This is a genomic window from Actinomyces israelii (assembly GCF_030253495.1).
Classification (GTDB): Bacteria; Actinomycetota; Actinomycetes; order Actinomycetales; family Actinomycetaceae; genus Actinomyces; species Actinomyces israelii.
In genome coordinates this window covers 2,913,571-2,930,954 of sequence record NZ_CP124548.1, presented here as the reverse complement: position 1 = coordinate 2,930,954, position 17,384 = coordinate 2,913,571, and the positions used below count along the sequence as shown (strand labels likewise).

General features: G+C 71.9%; 14 protein-coding genes. 8 read left to right on the top strand and 6 right to left on the bottom strand.

Annotation, left to right across the window (positions count from 1 at the left end; translation table 11 throughout):
- Positions 1-11: 11 nt before the first annotated feature.
- On the top strand, positions 12-1,187 hold the full coding sequence (locus tag AIF0345_RS12255) for a sensor histidine kinase (protein WP_285296309.1): 1,176 nt from the start codon (positions 12-14) through the stop codon (positions 1,185-1,187).
- 398 nt (positions 1,188-1,585) lie between these two features.
- Here the strand turns inward: AIF0345_RS12255 and AIF0345_RS12250 are convergent, their stop codons facing one another.
- On the bottom strand, positions 1,586-2,506 hold the full coding sequence (locus tag AIF0345_RS12250) for an ABC transporter ATP-binding protein (RefSeq protein ID WP_285296308.1): 921 nt from the start codon (positions 2,504-2,506) through the stop codon (positions 1,586-1,588).
- Positions 2,507-3,411: 905 nt separating this feature from the next.
- Here AIF0345_RS12250 and tsaD point away from each other — a divergent pair.
- Entirely contained in the window at positions 3,412-4,458 is a 1,047-nt protein-coding gene (gene tsaD / locus AIF0345_RS12245) for a tRNA (adenosine(37)-N6)-threonylcarbamoyltransferase complex transferase subunit TsaD (protein ID WP_285296307.1), read from the top strand.
- A gap of 150 nt (positions 4,459-4,608) precedes the next feature.
- On the opposite strand, the gene AIF0345_RS12240 is transcribed toward tsaD, so the two are convergent.
- From AIF0345_RS12240 to AIF0345_RS12230, 3 genes are all read right to left on the bottom strand, one after another.
- Positions 4,609-5,241: a hypothetical protein gene (locus AIF0345_RS12240; RefSeq protein ID WP_285296306.1), complete on the bottom strand. Its 633-nt coding sequence runs from the start codon at positions 5,239-5,241 to the stop codon at positions 4,609-4,611.
- 259 nt (positions 5,242-5,500) lie between these two features.
- Positions 5,501-6,685, bottom strand: coding sequence for a glutamate--cysteine ligase (locus AIF0345_RS12235; protein WP_043560561.1), 1,185 nt, complete (start codon positions 6,683-6,685; stop codon positions 5,501-5,503).
- Positions 6,686-6,751: 66 nt separating this feature from the next.
- The gene (locus AIF0345_RS12230) at positions 6,752-8,065 is read right to left on the bottom strand and encodes a class I SAM-dependent methyltransferase (RefSeq protein WP_268918456.1); all 1,314 of its coding nucleotides are present in this window, start codon (positions 8,063-8,065) and stop codon (positions 6,752-6,754) included.
- A 229-nt stretch (positions 8,066-8,294) separates the two neighbouring features.
- Between AIF0345_RS12230 and AIF0345_RS12225 the strand changes: the two genes are divergently transcribed.
- Both AIF0345_RS12225 and groES read left to right on the top strand, forming a co-directional pair.
- Positions 8,295-9,017, top strand: coding sequence for a SanA/YdcF family protein (locus AIF0345_RS12225; RefSeq protein WP_285296304.1), 723 nt, complete (start codon positions 8,295-8,297; stop codon positions 9,015-9,017).
- Positions 9,018-9,282: 265 nt separating this feature from the next.
- Complete coding sequence (gene groES, locus AIF0345_RS12220) at positions 9,283-9,579, top strand: co-chaperone GroES (protein WP_043560555.1); 297 nt, start codon at positions 9,283-9,285, stop codon at positions 9,577-9,579.
- Positions 9,580-9,765: 186 nt separating this feature from the next.
- On the opposite strand, the gene AIF0345_RS12215 is transcribed toward groES, so the two are convergent.
- Positions 9,766-10,065 (bottom strand): WhiB family transcriptional regulator, encoded by a 300-nt coding sequence (locus AIF0345_RS12215; protein ID WP_268918454.1) that lies wholly within the window; start codon positions 10,063-10,065, stop codon positions 9,766-9,768.
- A gap of 247 nt (positions 10,066-10,312) precedes the next feature.
- On the opposite strand from AIF0345_RS12215, the gene guaB reads away from it, so the two are divergent.
- Positions 10,313-11,848, top strand: coding sequence for an IMP dehydrogenase (gene guaB / locus AIF0345_RS12210; protein ID WP_268918453.1), 1,536 nt, complete (start codon positions 10,313-10,315; stop codon positions 11,846-11,848).
- Between the two features lie 59 nt (positions 11,849-11,907).
- Here guaB and AIF0345_RS12205 read toward each other — a convergent pair whose 3' ends face one another.
- Positions 11,908-12,684, bottom strand: a complete 777-nt coding sequence (locus tag AIF0345_RS12205) for an exonuclease domain-containing protein (protein ID WP_268918452.1) — start codon at positions 12,682-12,684, stop codon at positions 11,908-11,910.
- A gap of 65 nt (positions 12,685-12,749) precedes the next feature.
- On the opposite strand from AIF0345_RS12205, the gene AIF0345_RS12200 reads away from it, so the two are divergent.
- The 3 genes from AIF0345_RS12200 to AIF0345_RS12190 all read left to right on the top strand — a co-directional run bounded on the left by AIF0345_RS12200 (position 12,750) and on the right by AIF0345_RS12190 (position 17,370).
- Complete coding sequence (locus tag AIF0345_RS12200) at positions 12,750-13,874, top strand: GuaB3 family IMP dehydrogenase-related protein (RefSeq protein ID WP_268918451.1); 1,125 nt, start codon at positions 12,750-12,752, stop codon at positions 13,872-13,874.
- A 189-nt stretch (positions 13,875-14,063) separates the two neighbouring features.
- Positions 14,064-16,313 (top strand): alpha-galactosidase, encoded by a 2,250-nt coding sequence (locus AIF0345_RS12195; RefSeq protein ID WP_268918450.1) that lies wholly within the window; start codon positions 14,064-14,066, stop codon positions 16,311-16,313.
- Between the two features lie 157 nt (positions 16,314-16,470).
- Positions 16,471-17,370, top strand: coding sequence for a carbohydrate ABC transporter permease (locus AIF0345_RS12190; RefSeq protein WP_268918449.1), 900 nt, complete (start codon positions 16,471-16,473; stop codon positions 17,368-17,370).
- Positions 17,371-17,384 lie beyond the last annotated feature (14 nt).

Genomic DNA, 17,384 nt, shown 5'->3' with positions numbered 1-17,384 from the left:
GAGTCCTCCCAGTGCTCCCGGCTATCTTTGTTCCACGGATCGCGCAGTTCTTCCGTCACAGTTCCCGGTACTTCAGTTTGCGCACCTTGAGAGGCAGGCGTGTGCTCCGCTGGGCGGTAGTCGTCGCACTCGAGGCGATCGCCCTGCTGGAATTGTATCTATTCGGTCCCAGCGTCAGAGTCGCTTCTGCCGCTCTGCTGTCGGGGATCTTCATCCTGCTCATTGACCGCTTTCCCTGGGCGGTCACCTCCGCATTGACAGTCGGAGTTATCTCAGCGTTCCCCTGGGGGAAGTTCACCGTGATCAGTCTGGCCGGGATCATGGCCCTGGCCCTGCTGGTCTCCGCTGCCCGTTCTCATCAGGCCTGGGTCCTGGGGCTTTCCTTTCCTCTCGAGCTTCTCCTGGAGGCTCTCGCCGGCCATCCGGATATTGCCAAGGCCCTTGCCACCATGCTCCTGCTCGGCGCCTTCGTGAGCTGGGGGCTGGCGCTGCGGCGGTCCCGTGAGCGGGTGAGGCGCGCTGAGGCGGCTGGTGCTGAGGCTCTGCGCGCTCAGCGCGCTCTTATCGCTCGCGAGCTTCACGACACCCTTGCCCGTACCAATACCCAGATCGTTCTATGGGCTCGGCAGGCTCGGGCCCTCGGGCCGCCCGACGAGCGGGTCGCGCAGGCTCTTGATGAGATCATTGCGGCGGGGTGCTCGTCCGTGCGGGATCTGCGTGCGATGCTGCGTGTGCTGCGTCAGGAGGGTCGTGAGGTGCCGGATCTTGTGCCGTTGTCCTCCTTGAGCGCGGCTGAGGCTTTTGCTGGTGCTCGTCGTGCGCTGGAGGGGGCCGGGCTGAGGGCCTCGGTGACGTGCGATGGTGATCTTGACGATCTGCCGTCGGTGGTCGCCACGACTCTTGTTCGTTGTCTGGAGGAGTCGGTGGCCAATATGGTCAAGTACGCCGCCGCCGATGCGCAGTGCACTATTCGTATTGAGGTCGCTGACGGCGAGGTCGGTCTGCTCGTGGTCAATCCGGTTGCTGATGGGCGTCGGCCCGACGATGCCGTCGTGTCCTCCGGTTACGGTCTGCTGGGCATGCAGGAGCGGGCCTCTTTGCTGGGCGGGCGTCTGACGCATACTGATACGGGCCACCAGTGGGTCCTCGCCCTGACCCTGCCCCTCAACCCCGGAGACACACCATGACCGCTTTGGGCGGATCACGGGGCCGTAAGAGTCCGACGAAAGAAGGATCGTGACTGAGACCTTGCGCGGATGAGCGCTTCGGGCTGCGGAAGCAAAATGTCAGTGCCTGAGCAATCTGCTCGCTGACACGTCGCTGACAAAGGAGTCGCTCATGCGCTTTCTGGCCTGTTCCGCCCTGGTTGTTTCGCTTCTCGGTATTGCTGCGCCTGCCGTTATGACTGCCGGGCAGGGCGCCGCTCCCCGCGTCTCTCGCGAGAGCCTTGGTTCTCCCGATTTCGATGACGTCTCAATAACTCATAGTCGAGGCGGCTGTCTTTTCCATATTCTCTGCCGCTGACCGCGCGTGATTTGTTTGTCCTCCTGTCCGCCCCGCCTTACAATAAATCGCGGCCCGAATATCACTGGCGGTCCGGTCGCTCATCTCGGGTGATCTTGATGTAGGCGTCTTCGAGGGTGGGGACGTGGATCTGAGCCCTGGCGGTGGAGATGCCGGCCTGCTTGAGAGCGGCGAGGGCCTGGTCGCGGTTGTGGACCTGGATGAGTATGCCGTTGGGCGCTGTTCGAGCGTGGTGTATCCCGGGCAGGGCGGTGATGGTGTCGAGGTAGTCGGCGGCATCGGGTGGGAGGAGGATTGCGCTCGGGACTGTGCCGGCGGTGAGAGTTGTTGGCGAGGCAGTGGTGAGCAGACGGCCTGCTTCGAGGATGGAGACCGTGTCGCACAGATGTTCAGCCTCGCTGGGGCAACAGGTGGTGCAGATGATGGTGGTGCCTTCTTCCCACATGGTTGTGAGCAGCTCGGCCAGATCGTGCCGGGCAGTGGCGTCCAGTGCTGCGGTGGGTTCGTCCAGGAAGAGGACCTCAGGATGATGGATGACGGCTGAGGCGATGGCGAGTTTCTGGCGTTCGCCGCCGGAGAGGTGCTCGACGCGCGAGCTTCGTACCCGACCCAGGCCCATAATTTCCATAAGTTGTTCGGCGCGGGCTTGCGAGGCTCCGAAAAGGGACGCGATGGTGCTCAGGTGCTCCCAGGCCGTGGCGTGTGAGAAGAATGCGGCGGCCTGGGACTGGACGCCGATTCGTGCCAGGAGGGCGGGGTCTCGTGGCAGTGGGGGGCGGCCCAGGAGCCTGATGGTGCCGGTGCGGGGCCTGCGTACGCCGTGGATGATCTCGATCAGGGTGGTCTTGCCCGCCCCGTTGGGGCCGATGATGCAGTGAAAGGAATTGTGCTCGACACTCAGGTCGATCCCGTGGAGCACCTCACGGCCCCCGTAGGATTGGCGTACGCTGCGCACCACCACTGGCGCCTTGACGTCGTTCATTTTCTTCCCCTGTCAGAGAGATGCTTGGTGCCGGCCCGGCCGGAGCTCAGGGGCGCATCGCCGAGGTGTGCGTCCCCGGGATTTGCGGTCAGGCCCCTGTGCTGGCGCGCGAGCCGGCCGTTGACGGCTGCCCGGCGGATCTGTGCCGGTTCCCTGCGCCACTGGCGGTCGAGAGCCTGATAGCGGCGGCGAGGCGCTCTGAGGTGTTTTCGTGCAGCCGTAGAACTCGTGCCCGGCCGGTGACGGCCCGCTCAGCCCGGTCGAGGGCCAGGGGCCTCCGGGCTGAACGTCTGGTGCACGGCGCCGACCGCGGCATTGATAATCCTGTAGCCGCGCGCGCAATGGTGCCGCGCCGGAGTCGACAACGCGGTCGTGCGGTCTCGATCACGGTCTCTCCTGTCCTGAGCGCAGTGGATTCACAAGCGTCGCCTTGTTGCCGGGCAGGAGAAGAGTCTCTGAGGCGGAGGAGCTGCCGCTTCCTGCGCGAGGTTCGCCTGTTTCCTCCCTTCGGCGCATCCGTGGCCCTCCCTTGGGCCCGGGCGGCCCGGGAGTCTCTGCAGAGGAAGGGCCGCAGACGGTCAGACGACGAGGCTCGTGGCCGGGCGCTGCTCGCAGTGCGTTCACCCGATGCGCCGCGCCCTCGCCGAGATCGGTCCGATCCCGTACCGAGGCAGGTGCGCGAAATCGTATGTGGCCCGTGAGCGAACGAAACCGCCGCAATCCGCCCCGTCTCGGCTTCCGGCACCGGGCACGGCCTCGCGCCCCTGCCTGTAGGCTTCACCGTGAAGGGGCTCCCCTCCCGGGTCATGCGATCCTCGGCAAACCGCATTATCCCAGGCGGGACGAGTGCTTTCACCACGGTCCCGCCACCAACCGACGAAACCCCGAGGCTAGGCTGAGCGCTTGTGAGCGAACCTCTGATTCTGGGCATCGAGTCCACCTGCGATGAGACCGGCGTGGCCCTTGTGCGCGGCCGCGAGCTCCTCGGCGACGCCGTCGCCACCTCCATGGACGAGTACGCCCGCTTCGGCGGCATCATTCCCGAGATCGCCTCGCGCGCCCACCTGGAGGCCTTCATCCCCACCCTCGACGCCGCCCTGGAGGCTGCTGGAGTTGACCTGGGCGAGATCGACGCCGTCGCCGTGAGCGCCGGCCCCGGCCTCATAGGCTCGCTCACCGTGGGCATCAGCGCCGCCAAGGCCCTGGCCGCCTCCCTGGGCAGGCCGGTCTACGGCGTCAACCACGTCATCGGGCACCTGGCCGTCGATGAGCTGGTGGACGGCCCCCTGCCCGACCGGTTCATCGGCCTCATCGTCTCCGGCGGACACTCCAACCTGCTGCGCATCGGGGACGTCGCCACCGATGTCGTCGAGCTCGGCGGCACCCTCGACGACGCCGCCGGCGAGGCCTTCGACAAGGTGGGACGGCTGCTCGGCCTGCCCTACCCCGGCGGCCCGCACGTCGACCGCCTCTCCCAGGAGGGCAACCGGGAGGCCATCCGCTTCCCCCGCGGCCTGGCGGCGGGCAAGGACAAGGAGCGCCACCGCTACGACTTCTCCTTCTCCGGCCTGAAGACCGCGGTGGCCCGCTACGTGGAGACGCTCCAGGACGCAGGCCGGGAGGTTCCGGCCGCCGATGTGTGCGCCGCCTTCTCCGAGGCCGTCAACGACTCCCTGACCGCCAAGGCCGTCCAGGCCTGCCTGGACTCGGGCTGCGACACGCTCGTGGTCGGCGGCGGCTACTCCGCCAACTCCCGGCTGCGCGATCTGGCCGCCGAGCGCTGCGAGGCAGCCGGAATCGCCCTGCGCCTGCCGCCCCTGCGCTACTGCACCGACAACGGCGCCCAGATCGCCGCCCTGGGCGCCGCCGCGGTGCGCGCGGGCGTGGCGCCCAGCCCCATGGACTTCGCCCCCGACTCGGGAATGCCCCTGGACATCAGCGTCGCTTCCTGACTGCCGCCGGGAGCCTCCGCCCGCCCTCCTCGCCGAGATTGGTCCAGTTCCGCACCGAGATCGGTTCACTTCCGGCTCGAGATCGGTTCACGGGGGCGCGCGGCGAATGCGCCCGGGCCATCGCCCCGCGCGGCCGCCCTGGACAGGACCTCACTGGAAGGGCTGGAACGTGTAGGGGTGGGGCCGGTAGAGGCCGGGCCCCCACGGGGCGTAGGTCGACTCGGACGCGGTCAGGGGCTCGCCCTGGCGCCAGGGGTCGTAGGCCAGGATCCTCAGGGCGGTCCGATGGCTCTGCTGGAAGGCGGTGTGGGCGTTGCCGGCGTGGATCATGGTGCCGGGCAGGGGCGTCTCGCCCCCGTCGAAGGCGACGCACACGAATCCCATGGAGGCCGAGCCGACCAGGGCGGGCGTGTGCTGCGTGACGACCTTGACCAGGATGCGGCCGTGGGCCTCCTGCCAGGCAATGGTCCGAGCCTGCGCACCCGGCGCCCGCAGGGTGAGCCCGTGAGCGCTGACGATGGTGCATGTGCCACGGTGACGGCCTATCGCCCAGGCGCCTATGCCGATGGGGAGGGCGAACAGCGGAGTCGCGATGAGGACCAGGACGATGCCCATGCGGCCGAAGAACAGCAGCATGGCGAGCGCCATAGTTCCCAGGCTCAGCAGGAGCATCAGGACGATTGCGGTGCTCGAGCGCCGGGTGGACTGCGAGCGCAGGACAATGCTCCCAGCCGGGGGCGGCCCGGGGGGCGGAGCGGGGAGAGGCGTTATGGAGGCCGTCATGGAGACACGGTAGCGGGATCGCGGCGCCGCGGCGATGGGCCGGCCTCCCCGCCCGGGATCGCGGCGCCTGCCCGGGTGCGACGACGCCGGTCGGGCACCCGGGCGCGCGAGCGGAGCCGACGTCGGCGGTGGGACCGCCGGGCCGGGTCGGTGGCAGCGGTGGGCGCCCCGCCGGACTCCGTGAACCGATCTCGGCGCGGAATACGACCGATCTCGACGAAGGGGGGCGGCTCGGGGCGGCTCGGCCGGGCCCTCGGCCTCAGGCCGGGGCGGCCGGCGAGGCAGCCTCCTCGGGCCGCAGCGGGCGCCCGGCCCGCAGCTCGGCCAGCAGGAGCCGCACCGCCGCCTCGTTGCCGCCTTCGGCGCGCACGGCCGCCAGCTGGCGCTGGTAGGAGGCGCCCGCCTCCAGGGTGGCCCGCACCCCGTCCAGCTCGGCCTCGCACCCCAGGTCCGCGGCCACGGGCGCCAGCTCGGTCAGCATCCGCTCCACCGTGTCGGTCACCAGCTCCTCGTTGCCGAGCGAGTCGGTGATGAGGATGGCGTCCATGCCGTAGCGGGCCGAGCGCCACTTGTTCTCATCGACGTACCACGCCGGCATGACGTCCAGCTCCTCGCCGCGGTCCACGGCCCGCGAGAAGCTCTCCACCAGGCACTGGGTGAGCGCCGCAATGCCCGCCAGCTCGGTGAGGTTGGTGGCGGCGTCGCAGGCCCGCACCTCGACCGTGCCCAGGCGAGGCGAGGGCCTCACGTCCCAGCGGACCTCGGTGAAGTCCTCGATGACGCCGGTGTGGATCATGTCCCCGGCGTAGGCCTCGAGCTCGTCCCAGGTGTCCAGTTGGTGGGGCGCCCCGGCCGTGGGCAGCTGCTGGAACATCATTGCCCGGTTGTCGGCGTAGCCGGTGTCCAGGCCGGCCCAGAACGGCGAGGACGCGCTCAGGCACTGCAGGTGGGCCGTGCGGGTCAGCAGCGCCCGCAGGATCGGCAGCGCCTTGGCGCGGTCCTCCAGGCCGACGTGCACGTGGGTGCCGAAGATGAGCATCTGGTGGCCCCACAGGCGCGTGCGGTCCACCAGCCGCGCGTAGCGCTCGGCGTCGGTCACCTTCTGCACCAGGGGGTCGGCGAAGGGGTGCGTGCCGGCGCTGGCCAGGTCCACGCGCAGGGGCTCGGTGATCGGCAGGAGCCGGTCGAAGGCCAGGGCGATGTCCTCGACGCACTCGGCCACGGTGCGCCTGGCCCCTGAGACCAGCTCGACGGTGTTGAGCATCATCTCGCCGTGGATGTGCTCGTCGGGCCCCGCCGCCTGGAGGATCTCGGCGGCGCACTGGCGCAGGTCGAGGCTGTCGCGGTCGATGAGCTGGAGCTCCCACTCCACGCCGAGCGTGGAGCGCTCGGAGCGGGCGAAGGGCAGGGGTTGGCGGTGGACAAGGCGTGCGGGCGGGGCCATGGAGACTCCTCAACGGTGTCGGGGCGGGCCGGGGCGGTGGTCGGACGCCTGCCGGGGCGGGGCGCCTCAGGAGGCGGGAGCGGGGTCCTCGGCGGGCGGAGTCGCCGGACAGGGCTCGGCGACGACGACCACTCCGCGCGTGCGGTCCTCACGGGGGCCCAGACGGGTCATGATCCAGGTCTCGTGGGCCTCGCCGCTGGGGCGGACGGCGGTGCGCACGGCCTCGGGCGCGACCGGCAGGCCGCGCTTGTGGATCTCCAGGCTGCCGATGCCGCGCTCGCGGACGCGGGCCCTGAGCACCTTCAGGCTCAGGGGCAGCGCCTCGCGCACCCGCCACGAGCGCACGAACGGCGCCAGCGCGGTCTCGGGGAGCCGGTCGCCGCTGAGGTAGGCGATGCGCTCGCCCATCGGCGCCGCGTCGAGCCTCTGCGCCAGGTGGGCCACGAGCCCGGCGCGGATCGCGGCGCCGTCGGGCTCGTGGATGTAGGTTCTCAGGTCTCCGATCTCGGCCAGCGGCGCGAGCTGGACGGGTGGCGTGGAGGGGTCGTCGCAGTCGGGGTCGCGCAGGGTCCGCGCGGCCGGGCCGCCCTGCAGGTCCCGGACGCCCTGCGGGTCGCCGTCAGCGGGCAGGACGAGAGCCGAGCGGCCCGGGCCCTCGGCGGCGAGCGGGCCGCACCAGATGCCGGCCTCCACGACGTCGCCGCCCACGCTGACCCACTGCACGTGGGCGTCGGCGGGCAGCGCGGCGTGGTCGATGCCGGGGGCGGCCTTGACGCCGAGCGCCTCGACGTCCTCGCGCAGAGCCAGGACCCGGCCGAGCGCCGGCGACCACTGCTCGGGATCGGAGATGCGGCGCCCGTCGGCCCGGCGCGCCGGGTCGGCGAAGACGGCGTCGACGCCGTGCGCCGCCAGGTCGAGCTCGAGCGCGTCGGCGCACAGCACCTCGGCATCGGGGAAGGCCATGAGGTTGACCGTCGCCAGCGCGGCCGTCGCCTCGTCGCGTTCGACGGCGAGCACCTTCAGGCCCAGGCCCGCCAGCGCCATCGCGTCCCCGCCGATGCCGCAGCCCAGGTCGGCCACGCGCCGGAGCCCGGCGCGGGCGTACCGGGCGGCGTGGTGGGCCGAGACGGCCAGCCGGGTGGCCTGCTCCAGCCCGTCGGGCGTGAAGAGCATCCTGGAGGTGAACGGGCCGAACTTCGCCTCGGCGCGGCCGCGCAGCCGCTGCTGGGTCAGCGCGGCCGACACGAGCGCCGGCGGGTGCCCCTGGTCGCGCAGGGCCTGCCCCACCGACAGCGCGGTGGACTCGTCGTAGGGCGGGAGGTCTGCGAGCAGCGCCCAGCCCTCGGGCGTGAGCAGAGGAGCGAGGTGCGAGGCGTCCATCGAGCGATCATGGCACGCATTGGACCGGTGTGGGGTGACCCGCCGCGTGGCGATGGCAACGATCCGGGTGCGCCCGAGCGGCGGGGCCGGTGCGGTCCCGGTCGAGCCCCCCGGTTCCGGGTGGAGAGGTCTCCCCCTCGTGGTGCGCCCGCCGCAGGATTACCGTGATGAGTCGACCGCCGCCGGGTGCCCGCCTGGGTGCGCTGCGGCGGTGAGAAGGGAGGCCCTCATGGGTACGGGTACGAGCAGGAGCACGGGTGCGCGGAGCAGGCGCCGGACCTGGGCGGTCCGGGCGGCGTGGATCACCGCGGCCCTGGCCGTCGTCGTCCTCGTGGTGCCCAATGCCTGGATCCTGGCGGCGAGCGCAGGCCGGGTGAGCGACTACGGCGAGGACGGGGACACGGCGGAGGCGCCCGTGGCCATTGTCCTGGGCGCGTCGGTCTGGGCCCCCGGCGAGCCCTCGCCGTGGCTGAAGTACCGGCTGGAGACCGCCGCCGGCCTGTACCGGGCGGGGCGGGTGGACGCCATCCTGGTCTCGGGGGACAACAGCCGGGTCGACTACGACGAGCCCACCGCTATGCGCGACTACCTGGTGGGCCTGGGCATCCCCTCCGAGGCGATCGCGCTGGACTACGCCGGGTTCGACACCTACGACACCTGTGTGCGCGCCCGCAGGATCTTCGGGGTCGATCAGGCGCTCCTGGTCTCACAGAGCTTCCATGTGAGCCGGGCGGTGGCGGTGTGCCGCTCGGCGGGCCTCGACGCCCGCGGTGTGGGCGACACCCAGGCCGCCGTCGACCGCGGCACGTGGGCGCGCAGCTGGCTGCGTGAGCGCCCGGCCGCCATCAAGGCCGCCTGGGACGTGATCACGAGACGCGACCCCATCCTGGGCAGGCGGGAGACCACCGTGGACGAGGCTCTGGCGTGGACGCGGGCCCACCGCGGGACGTGACCGCCGGCGCCGGCCTGCGGCGGTCCGGCCGGGTGAGGGGGGACGTCCTGCACGCCCAGGGCGAACCCGACCCGCCTTTCTGGCACTCGCGTTGACTGAGTGCTAATCGCGCGCGTACATTCCGTGTCGGACGCGGGGCCCGTGCGGCCCCGCGGCGCGCGCCCTCGGCGCTGACGGACCGACCCCCGCGACGGCGGACCGGCACCGTCGGGACGCGGACCCAGACACTATCCGCATACTGAAGAAGCGAGAAGGGGAGGACGACATGTCGATCTCCATCAAGCCGCTCGAGGACCGGATCGTCGTGCAGACGGTCGAGGCCGAGCAGACCACCGCGTCCGGCCTGGTCATCCCGGACACCGCCAAGGAGAAGCCGCAGGAGGGCAAGGTCGTGGCCGTGGGCCCCGGCCGCGTCGACGACTCCGGCAAGCGCATCCCCGTCGACGTCGCCGAGGGCGACCTCGTCATCTACTCCAAGTACGGCGGCACCGAGGTCAAGTACGCGGGCGAGGACTACCTCATCCTCTCCGCGCGCGACGTCCTCGCCGTCGTCACCAAGTGACCCCTGCCTCGGAGCAGGCTCGCTGACGCGTCCCGGCCGGCCCGATGGGCCGGCCGGGACGCGTCGTCGCCAGGGGGCGGCCCTGCACCGTTGTCGTGGTTATCGTGATCGCCGTGGCGGGGCGCGGCCGATGAGGGCCGCCGGGGGAGGCGCGGGGCCGCAGGGTCCTGAGCGGGGGACCCGGGTTCAGGCCGGTGTCTCGCGCCCGCGCTCCTCCCGGTCTATCCAGGCGCGGCGCTCCTCCTCGGTCATGCCGCCCCATACGCCGTAGGGCTCATGGGTGGCCAGGGCGTGGTTGCGGCAGTCGACGATCACGGGGCAGGTGCGGCACACCGCCTTGGCGTCGTTGTCGCGTTTGCGGCGCGAGCTGCCGCGCTCGCCCTCAGGGTGGAAGAACCGCATGGAGTCCATGCCGATGCAGGCGCCCTGGTACTGCCACTCCCACAGCGTTGTGATGGGCCTGGGAAGACGTGCATTTCCTGCCATCACGCCCCTTCCTCGCGCGGATGCACGGATCGCACTTGAACACGTTGTGCCCGGTACAACATTAGGTACATCGCGGCGGCGAGATCAAGCACTTGCGGAGGGTGTTTTTTCTGAGATTCGGACGATCTCGGTGAGCGGGGCGGACGCGGGGGGCGGGCTCCAATCTGACGCACGTTGGACACAGTTGGGCGTCTTCGCGCATCTGCAACGTCGCCGCGATGTGCGCCCGCGCGCACGCGGCCATACCATGCGAGTCGTGAGCGACTCGATCACCGCCCCCGACCTGTTTGCCCCCACCGGACTGACCTACGACGACGTTCTCCTGCTGCCCGGACTGACCGACGTCATCCCCTCCGATGTTGATACGGCCTCGCGGCTGACCGCGGGGATCTCCCTGGCCACACCCCTGCTGAGCGCCGCGATGGACACCGTCACCGAGTCCCAGATGGCGATCGCCATGGCCCGCCAGGGCGGCATGGGCGTGCTCCACCGCAACCTGTCCATTGAGGACCAGGCCCAGCAGGTGCGCCTGGTCAAGCGCTCGGAGTCGGGCATGGTCTCCGACCCGGTCACCGTCGGCCCGGACGCCACCATCGCCCAGCTCGACGATCTGTGCGGCCACTACAAGGTCTCGGGCCTGCCGGTGGTCGACTCCGACGGCAACCTGCTGGGCATTATCACCAACCGCGACCTGCGCTTCGTGCCCCCCGAGAAGTGGGGGGCGCTGACCGTGCGCGAGTGCATGACGCCGCGCGAGCGCCTCATCACCGGACCCATGGGGATCTCGCGCGAGGACGCCAAGGCGCTGCTGGCCGAGCACCGCATCGAGAAGCTCCCCCTCATCGACGACGCCGGGCGCCTGACCGGTCTGATCACCGTCAAGGACTTCGTCAAGACCGAGCAGTACCCCCGGGCCACCAAGGACGAGGAGGGCCGTCTCGTCGTCGGGGCGGCCGTCGGCTACTGGGGCGACACCTGGGAGCGGGCCGGGGCGCTCGCCGAGGCGGGCGTGGACGTCATCGTGGTCGACACGGCCAACGGCGGCGCCGCCCTCGCCCTGGAGATGATCGCCCGGCTCAAGCGGGACCCCGCCTTCGCGGGCGTGCAGATCATCGGCGGCAACGTCGCCACCCGCGAGGGCGCCCAGGCCCTCATCGACGCGGGCGTCGACGCCGTCAAGGTGGGGGTGGGCCCGGGGTCGATCTGCACCACCCGGGTGGTGGCGGGCGTGGGCGTCCCGCAGGTCACCGCCGTCTACGAGGCCGCCCGCGCCTGCACGCCGGCCGGGGTGCCGCTCATCGCCGACGGCGGCCTGCAGTACTCCGGCGACATCGCCAAGGCGCTGGTCGCCGGGGCCGACACCGTCATGCTCGGCTCCCTGCTGGCGGGCTGCACCGAGTCCCCCGGCGACCTGGTCTTCGTCAACGGCAAGCAGTGGAAGCGCTACCGCGGCATGGGGTCGCTGGGCGCCATGAGCTCGCGCGGCCGCACCTCCTACTCCAAGGACCGCTACTTCCAGGCCGACGTCACCGGTGAGGACAAGATCGTCCCGGAGGGCATCGAGGGGCAGGTGCCCTACTCCGGGTCGCTGGCCGCCGTCGTCTACCAGCTGGTGGGGGGTCTGCGCCAGTCGATGTTCTACGTGGGCGCCCGCACCGTCGGCCAGCTCAAGGAGCGGGGACGGTTCGTGCGCATTACGAGCGCGGGCCTGAAGGAGTCCCACCCCCACGACGTCAGGATGACCGTCGAGGCCCCCAACTACGCCGGTCGCGACAGCGCCTGAACGGCGCCCGCGGCCCGCCGGCCGGCGCACCGGGGCGCGGCTCGGGACCCGCCCGGGCCTCACAGCCCGGAGGGCAGGGGCCAGCCGGGGTCGGCGCCCGGGCGGCCGGGGCTCTTGCGGGCCAGCCACGCGTTGAAGGACTCGGCCCACATCCGGTGGGCGGACGCCTGGAAGGGGACGAGCTCGCCGAGGCTCAGGCGGGCCAGCTCGGGGTAGGCGCGCACCATGGCCTCCAGGACGTCGAGCGTGGCGATGACATCCACCTCGGCCGTGTGCAGCGACTCGTCCACGCTCACGCCGTAGACCTCGCACAGGTCGCCCAGGCGCCGCTTGCCGCGGCGGTAGCGGTCGACCCGGCGGTCCAGCACGAGCGGGTCGACCACCGGGCCCAGGTCCCCGCCCAGGCGCTCGCGCACGGTGGGCAGAGAGTGCCGGGCCAGCTCGGACTCCATGAGCGTCAGGTCGAAGGAGCCGTTGAAGGCCACGACCGGCGTGCCCGCGTCCATGGCGGCGGCCAGCGCGTCGGCCACCTCCTCGAGCACCTCGGGCGCGGCCCGCCCCTCGGCGCGGGCGCGCTCGGTGGTCACGCCGTGGACCGCCGCGGCGGCGGCGGGGATCTCCACGCCCGGGTCGGCCATCCAGGTGCGCACCTGCTGCGTGCGCGTGCCGGCGGTCAGCGGCCCGCGCGCGACGAGGGCGGCCGTCACGAGCCGGTTCCTGCGCGGGTCCACGCCCGTGGTCTCGGTGTCGAAGCCGAGCAGCGGGCCGCGGATCCACGAGTCGCCGGTGCCGGCCGGGGCGGGGGAGGGGAGGGGGTGTCCGTACTGTTGGTCCATGGCGGGGAGTCTGCCACCGGGGTGTGACACGAACCGTGGCGCGCACCGGCCGATACGATGCCGCCGTGAGCGGTGAGATCGAGATTGGGCGCTCCAAGCGCGCCCGGCAGGCCTACTCCTTCGACGATATCGCGGTGGTCCCGGCTCGCCGCACCCGGGACGTGCGCGACGTCCGCGTGGGCTGGCAGCTCGACGCCTACCACGTGGACCTGCCCGTCATGGCCTCGCCCATGGACTCGGTGATGAGCCCCGACACGGCGATCCTGGTGGGCCGCCTCGGCGGCATCGGCGTGCTCGACCTGGAGGGGCTGTGGACCCGCTACGAGGACCCCGCCGGTGCCCTGGACCGCATCCGCACCGCCGCCCCCGCCGAGGCCACCCGCGTCCTCCAGGAGGTCTACCGCGCCCCCGTGCGCCCCGAGCTCATCACCGAGCGCCTCACCCGGATCCGCGAGGCGGGCGTCGTCGTCGCCGGGCGCCTGAGCCCCGCCCAGACCCAGCGGCACTGGCGCACCGCGGTGGAGGCCGGGGCGGACCTGCTCGTCATCCGCGGCTCGGTGGTCTCCGCCGAGCACGTCTCGGGCAATACCGAGCCCCTCGACCTCAGGCGGTTCATCTACGAGCTCGACGTGCCCGTCGTCGTCGGCGGGGTGACCACCTACACCGCCGCCCTCCACCTCATGCGCACCGGCGCCGCCGCGGTGCTCGTCGGCCAGGGCGGAGGCGCCTCCTCCTCCGTGCGGCAGGTCCTGGGCCTCCACGTGCCCATGGCCACCGCCGTGGCCGACGTCGCCGCCGCCCGGCGCGACTACCTGGACGAGTCCGGGGGCCGCTACGTCCACGTCGTCGCCGACGGCTCGGTGGGCAACTCCGGGGACGTCGTCAAGGCCATCGCCTGCGGGGCCGACGCCGTCATGCTCGGCGCCGCCCTCGCCCGCGCGGCCGAGGCCCCCGGAGGCGGCTACCACTGGGGCGCCGAGGCCCGCCACGAGCGCCTGCCGCGCGGCTACCGCAGCCGCGTGGGCACCGTCGGCACCATGGACGAGATCCTCAACGGCCCCTCCGACCGCGCCGACGGCACCCTCAACATTATGGGGGCGCTGCGCCGCACCCTGGCCACCACCGGGTACTCCGACGTCAAGGAGCTCCAGCGGGTCGAGGTCGTCCTGGCCCCCTACGACCCGAGCTGACCCAGGCCGGGGCGCGCCGGGCGCCGTGGGAGAGTGAGCCGGGGAGCCCCGGGAAGGCTGCGCCAAGGTATTTTTTATCTCGAAAAAATGAGGTAGCCTGCCTCCTGAACCCGCCGCACCACTGCGGCGCCCCCGCACTCATCCGGGCCGTCCGGCACCGGATGGGCCCGACGTTCAAGGAGGAGCGTGATGACCGACCCGCGCATCGCCCCCATCGCCCCCATGGTCCCCACCGCCGCCCCGGCCTCGCCCCGCCACCTGCGCCGGGGCGGCACCTCCCTGGTCCTCGACCTCATGGACGATCGCTTCCCCGTGGTGCGCCACTGGGGCGGGGACCTCGGCGAGACCGGCGCCTCCGCCCTGGACGACCTGAGGGCCGCCCAGACGATGAGCACCGGCACCAACCGCACCTGGACCACTCCCGACCTGCCGGTGCTGCCCCTGCCGCACCTGGGCTGGTCCGCCCGGCCGGCGCTCCTGGTCCACCGCCAGGACGGCTCCGCCTTCTCCGCCCACATCGACGCCGTCGCCCACTCGGTCGCCGTCGACGACGCCCCGGGCGGTGAGGCCGACGTCGTCGTCTCGCGCGGCACCGACGCCGTCCACGGCATCGAGGTCGTCACCGAGATCCGCCTGGAGCCCTCCGGCCTGGTGCGGCTGCGCGCACGGGTGACCGACGTCGCGGAGGAGGGGTCCTCCCCGCTGGAGGTCGACGAGGTCACCCCGCTGCTGCCGGTGCCCTCCGACGCCGCCGAGCTGGTCGACATGACCGGCCACCACGGCTTCGAGCGCCGCCTCGTGCGCACGCCCTTCGCCCCGGGCACCCGGTTGCGCGAGGCCTGGGAGGGCCGCCCCGGGCACGACGCCGCCACCTGGCTGGCCGCGGGGACCCCCGGCTTCGGCTGGCGCCGCGGCCGCGTCCACGGCGTGCACCTGGCCTGGTCCGGCAACACCCGTGCCCTGGCCGCCCACCCGCCCCAGGGCTACCGGCTGCTGGGCGCGGGCGAGCTCCTCCACCCCGGAGAGGTCGTCCTGAGCGCTGGCCAGTCCTACACCACGCCCTGGCTCGTCGGCTCCTGGGGCGAGGGCCTGGACGCCCTGGCATCCCGCTGCCACGCCCACCTGCGCGCCCTGCCGGCCCGCCCCTCGCGGCCGCGCCCGGTCCTGCTCAACACCTGGGAGGCCGTCTACTTCGACCAGGACCCGGAGACCCTGACGGCGCTCGCGGACGAGGCGGCCGCCATCGGCATCGAGCGCTTCGTCGTCGACGACGGGTGGTTCGGGTCCCGGCGCGATGACACCTCGGGCCTGGGCGACTGGCGGGTCTCGCCCGAGGTCTGGCCGGCCGGGCTGGAGCCCCTGGCCGCGCACGTGCGCGACCTGGGCATGGAGCTGGGCCTGTGGGTCGAGCCGGAGATGGTCAACCGCGACTCCGACCTCGCCCGCGCCCACCCGGACTGGATCCTGTCCGACGGCGCCGGCGGGGCGGTCGAGCACCGCGGCCAGCGCGTCCTGGACCTGGCCGCCCCCGGGGCGTGGGACTACCTGTACGAGGCGATCAGCGGCCTCGTGGAGAGCCTGGACCTGGCCTACATCAAGTGGGACCACAACTCCACCGTCCTGGCCGCGGGCCACATGGCGGCCGGCACCGGGGCGGGCTCCCGGACGGGCGCGCGCCGCGGGGCGCCGGCCGTCCACGACCAGACCCTGGCCCTCTACCGGCTCCTGGACGCCCTGCACGAGCGCTTCCCGGCCCTGGAGATCGAGTCGTGCTGCGGCGGCGGCGGACGCATCGACCTGGGGATCATGGAGCGGGCCCAGCGCGTGTGGGCCTCGGACTGCAACGACGCCCACGACCGGGCGGACATCAACCGCGCCACCATGCTGCTGCTGCCGCCCGAGCTCGTCGGCACCCACGTCGGCGCCGGAAGGGACCACACGACCCTGCGCGGCCTCGACCTGTCCTTCCGCGCCGGCCAGGCGCTGTGGGGGCACATGGGGGTCGAGTGGGACCTGCTGTCCGCCACCGAGGGGGACCGGCGCGCCCTGGCCGACGTCATCGCCCTCCACAAGAAGCTGCGCCCCCTGCTGCACGGCGGCGAGGTCGTGCACGCCGACGTCGATGAGGACGACGCCGTGCGCATCCAGGGCGTCGTCGCCCCCGACCGGACCGACGCGCTCTATCAGCTCGCCGGACTCGCCCAGGCCACCACCTGGCCCGGGGCGCCCCGGCCGCTGCCCGGACTGGACCCCGGGCGCACCTACCACGTGCGGCTGGCGGTCCCCGCCTACGAGGGCCTCCACCACCGGGCCGCCTGGCTCCGGCCCGAGGGAGTCACCCTGCCCGGCTCCTACCTGACGGCCACGGGACTCAGCCTGCCCGTCATCCATCCCGACCACATGCTGCTGGTGCGCGCCACCGCGGTCGACAAGACCTGAGTCGACGACGCCGAGCCCGCTCCCGGTCGCGCCCGCGCGCCTGTCCGCCCCCGCGCACCCTCGGGGCGGAGCCGGCTCGCCTCGGCGGCTCATCCCATCCGCCCGGCCTCTTCCCCCGCCTCCATCACCTCCATCAACGACGAACGGAGAACCATACATGTCCGCAACCACTCCGGCGGCCTTACGCCGGCGGCCGAAGGACGACCGGGTCCTCGGCCTGACCTTCATCGTGCCCGCGGCGGTCGGCCTCATCGCCTTCTACATCTGGCCCCTCATCCGGGGCATCTGGCTGTCTTTCACCGAGTACAACCTCCTGACCCCCGAGAGGTTCGCGGGCCTGGACAACTACAAGCGCATGGTCCGCGACGACACCTTCTGGAACGCCGTGTGGGTGACCCTGGAGTACGTCGTCATCAATATCGGGCTGCAGACGATCCTCGCCCTGGCCATCGCCGTCCTCATGCAGCGCCTGACCCAGTCCACCTTCGTCCGCTCGATCGTGCTGACCCCCTACCTGGTGTCCAACGTGGTCGCCGCCATGCTGTGGCTGTGGATCCTGGACAACACGCTGGGCATCACCAACCAGGTCATTGAGGCCGTCACCGGCTCGCGCGTGGACTTCTTCTCCTCCGCCCTGGCCATTCCCACCATCGCCGTCATCAACGTGTGGCGGCACGCGGGCTACACGGCCCTGCTCATCTTCGCGGGCCTGCAGTCCATCCCGAACACCGTCTACGAGGCCGGCAAGGTGGACGGCGCCAGCGAGTGGCGCATGTTCTGGAGGATCACCGTCCCCCTGCTGCGCCCCATCCTCGCACTGGTCCTCATTATGACGATGATCGGCTCCTTCCAGGTCTTCGACACCGTCTCGGTGACCACCCAGGGAGGCCCCGTCAACGCCACGCGCGTCCTGCAGTACTACATCTACGACATGGCCTTCGGGCGCTTCCAGTTCGGCTACGCCTCGGCCATGGCGGTGGGCCTGCTCATCATCCTCGCCGCCATCACCGCCCTCCAGTACCGCATGACCCGTGCGGGCCAGACGGACCTGGACTGAGACTAAGGAAGCCA

Coding starts and splice junctions, on each gene's coding strand:
- AIF0345_RS12250 (WP_285296308.1), bottom strand. CDS start 2,506: ATGAACGACGTCAAGGCGCCAGTGGTGGTGCGCAGCGTACGCCAATCC.
- AIF0345_RS12240 (WP_285296306.1), bottom strand. CDS start 5,241: ATGACGGCCTCCATAACGCCTCTCCCCGCTCCGCCCCCCGGGCCGCCC.
- AIF0345_RS12235 (WP_043560561.1), bottom strand. CDS start 6,685: ATGGCCCCGCCCGCACGCCTTGTCCACCGCCAACCCCTGCCCTTCGCC.
- AIF0345_RS12230 (WP_268918456.1), bottom strand. CDS start 8,065: ATGGACGCCTCGCACCTCGCTCCTCTGCTCACGCCCGAGGGCTGGGCG.
- AIF0345_RS12225 (WP_285296304.1), top strand. CDS start 8,295: ATGGGTACGGGTACGAGCAGGAGCACGGGTGCGCGGAGCAGGCGCCGG.
- groES (WP_043560555.1), top strand. CDS start 9,283: ATGTCGATCTCCATCAAGCCGCTCGAGGACCGGATCGTCGTGCAGACG.
- AIF0345_RS12215 (WP_268918454.1), bottom strand. CDS start 10,065: ATGGCAGGAAATGCACGTCTTCCCAGGCCCATCACAACGCTGTGGGAG.
- guaB (WP_268918453.1), top strand. CDS start 10,313: ATGCGAGTCGTGAGCGACTCGATCACCGCCCCCGACCTGTTTGCCCCC.
- AIF0345_RS12205 (WP_268918452.1), bottom strand. CDS start 12,684: ATGGACCAACAGTACGGACACCCCCTCCCCTCCCCCGCCCCGGCCGGC.
- AIF0345_RS12195 (WP_268918450.1), top strand. CDS start 14,064: ATGACCGACCCGCGCATCGCCCCCATCGCCCCCATGGTCCCCACCGCC.
- AIF0345_RS12190 (WP_268918449.1), top strand. CDS start 16,471: ATGTCCGCAACCACTCCGGCGGCCTTACGCCGGCGGCCGAAGGACGAC.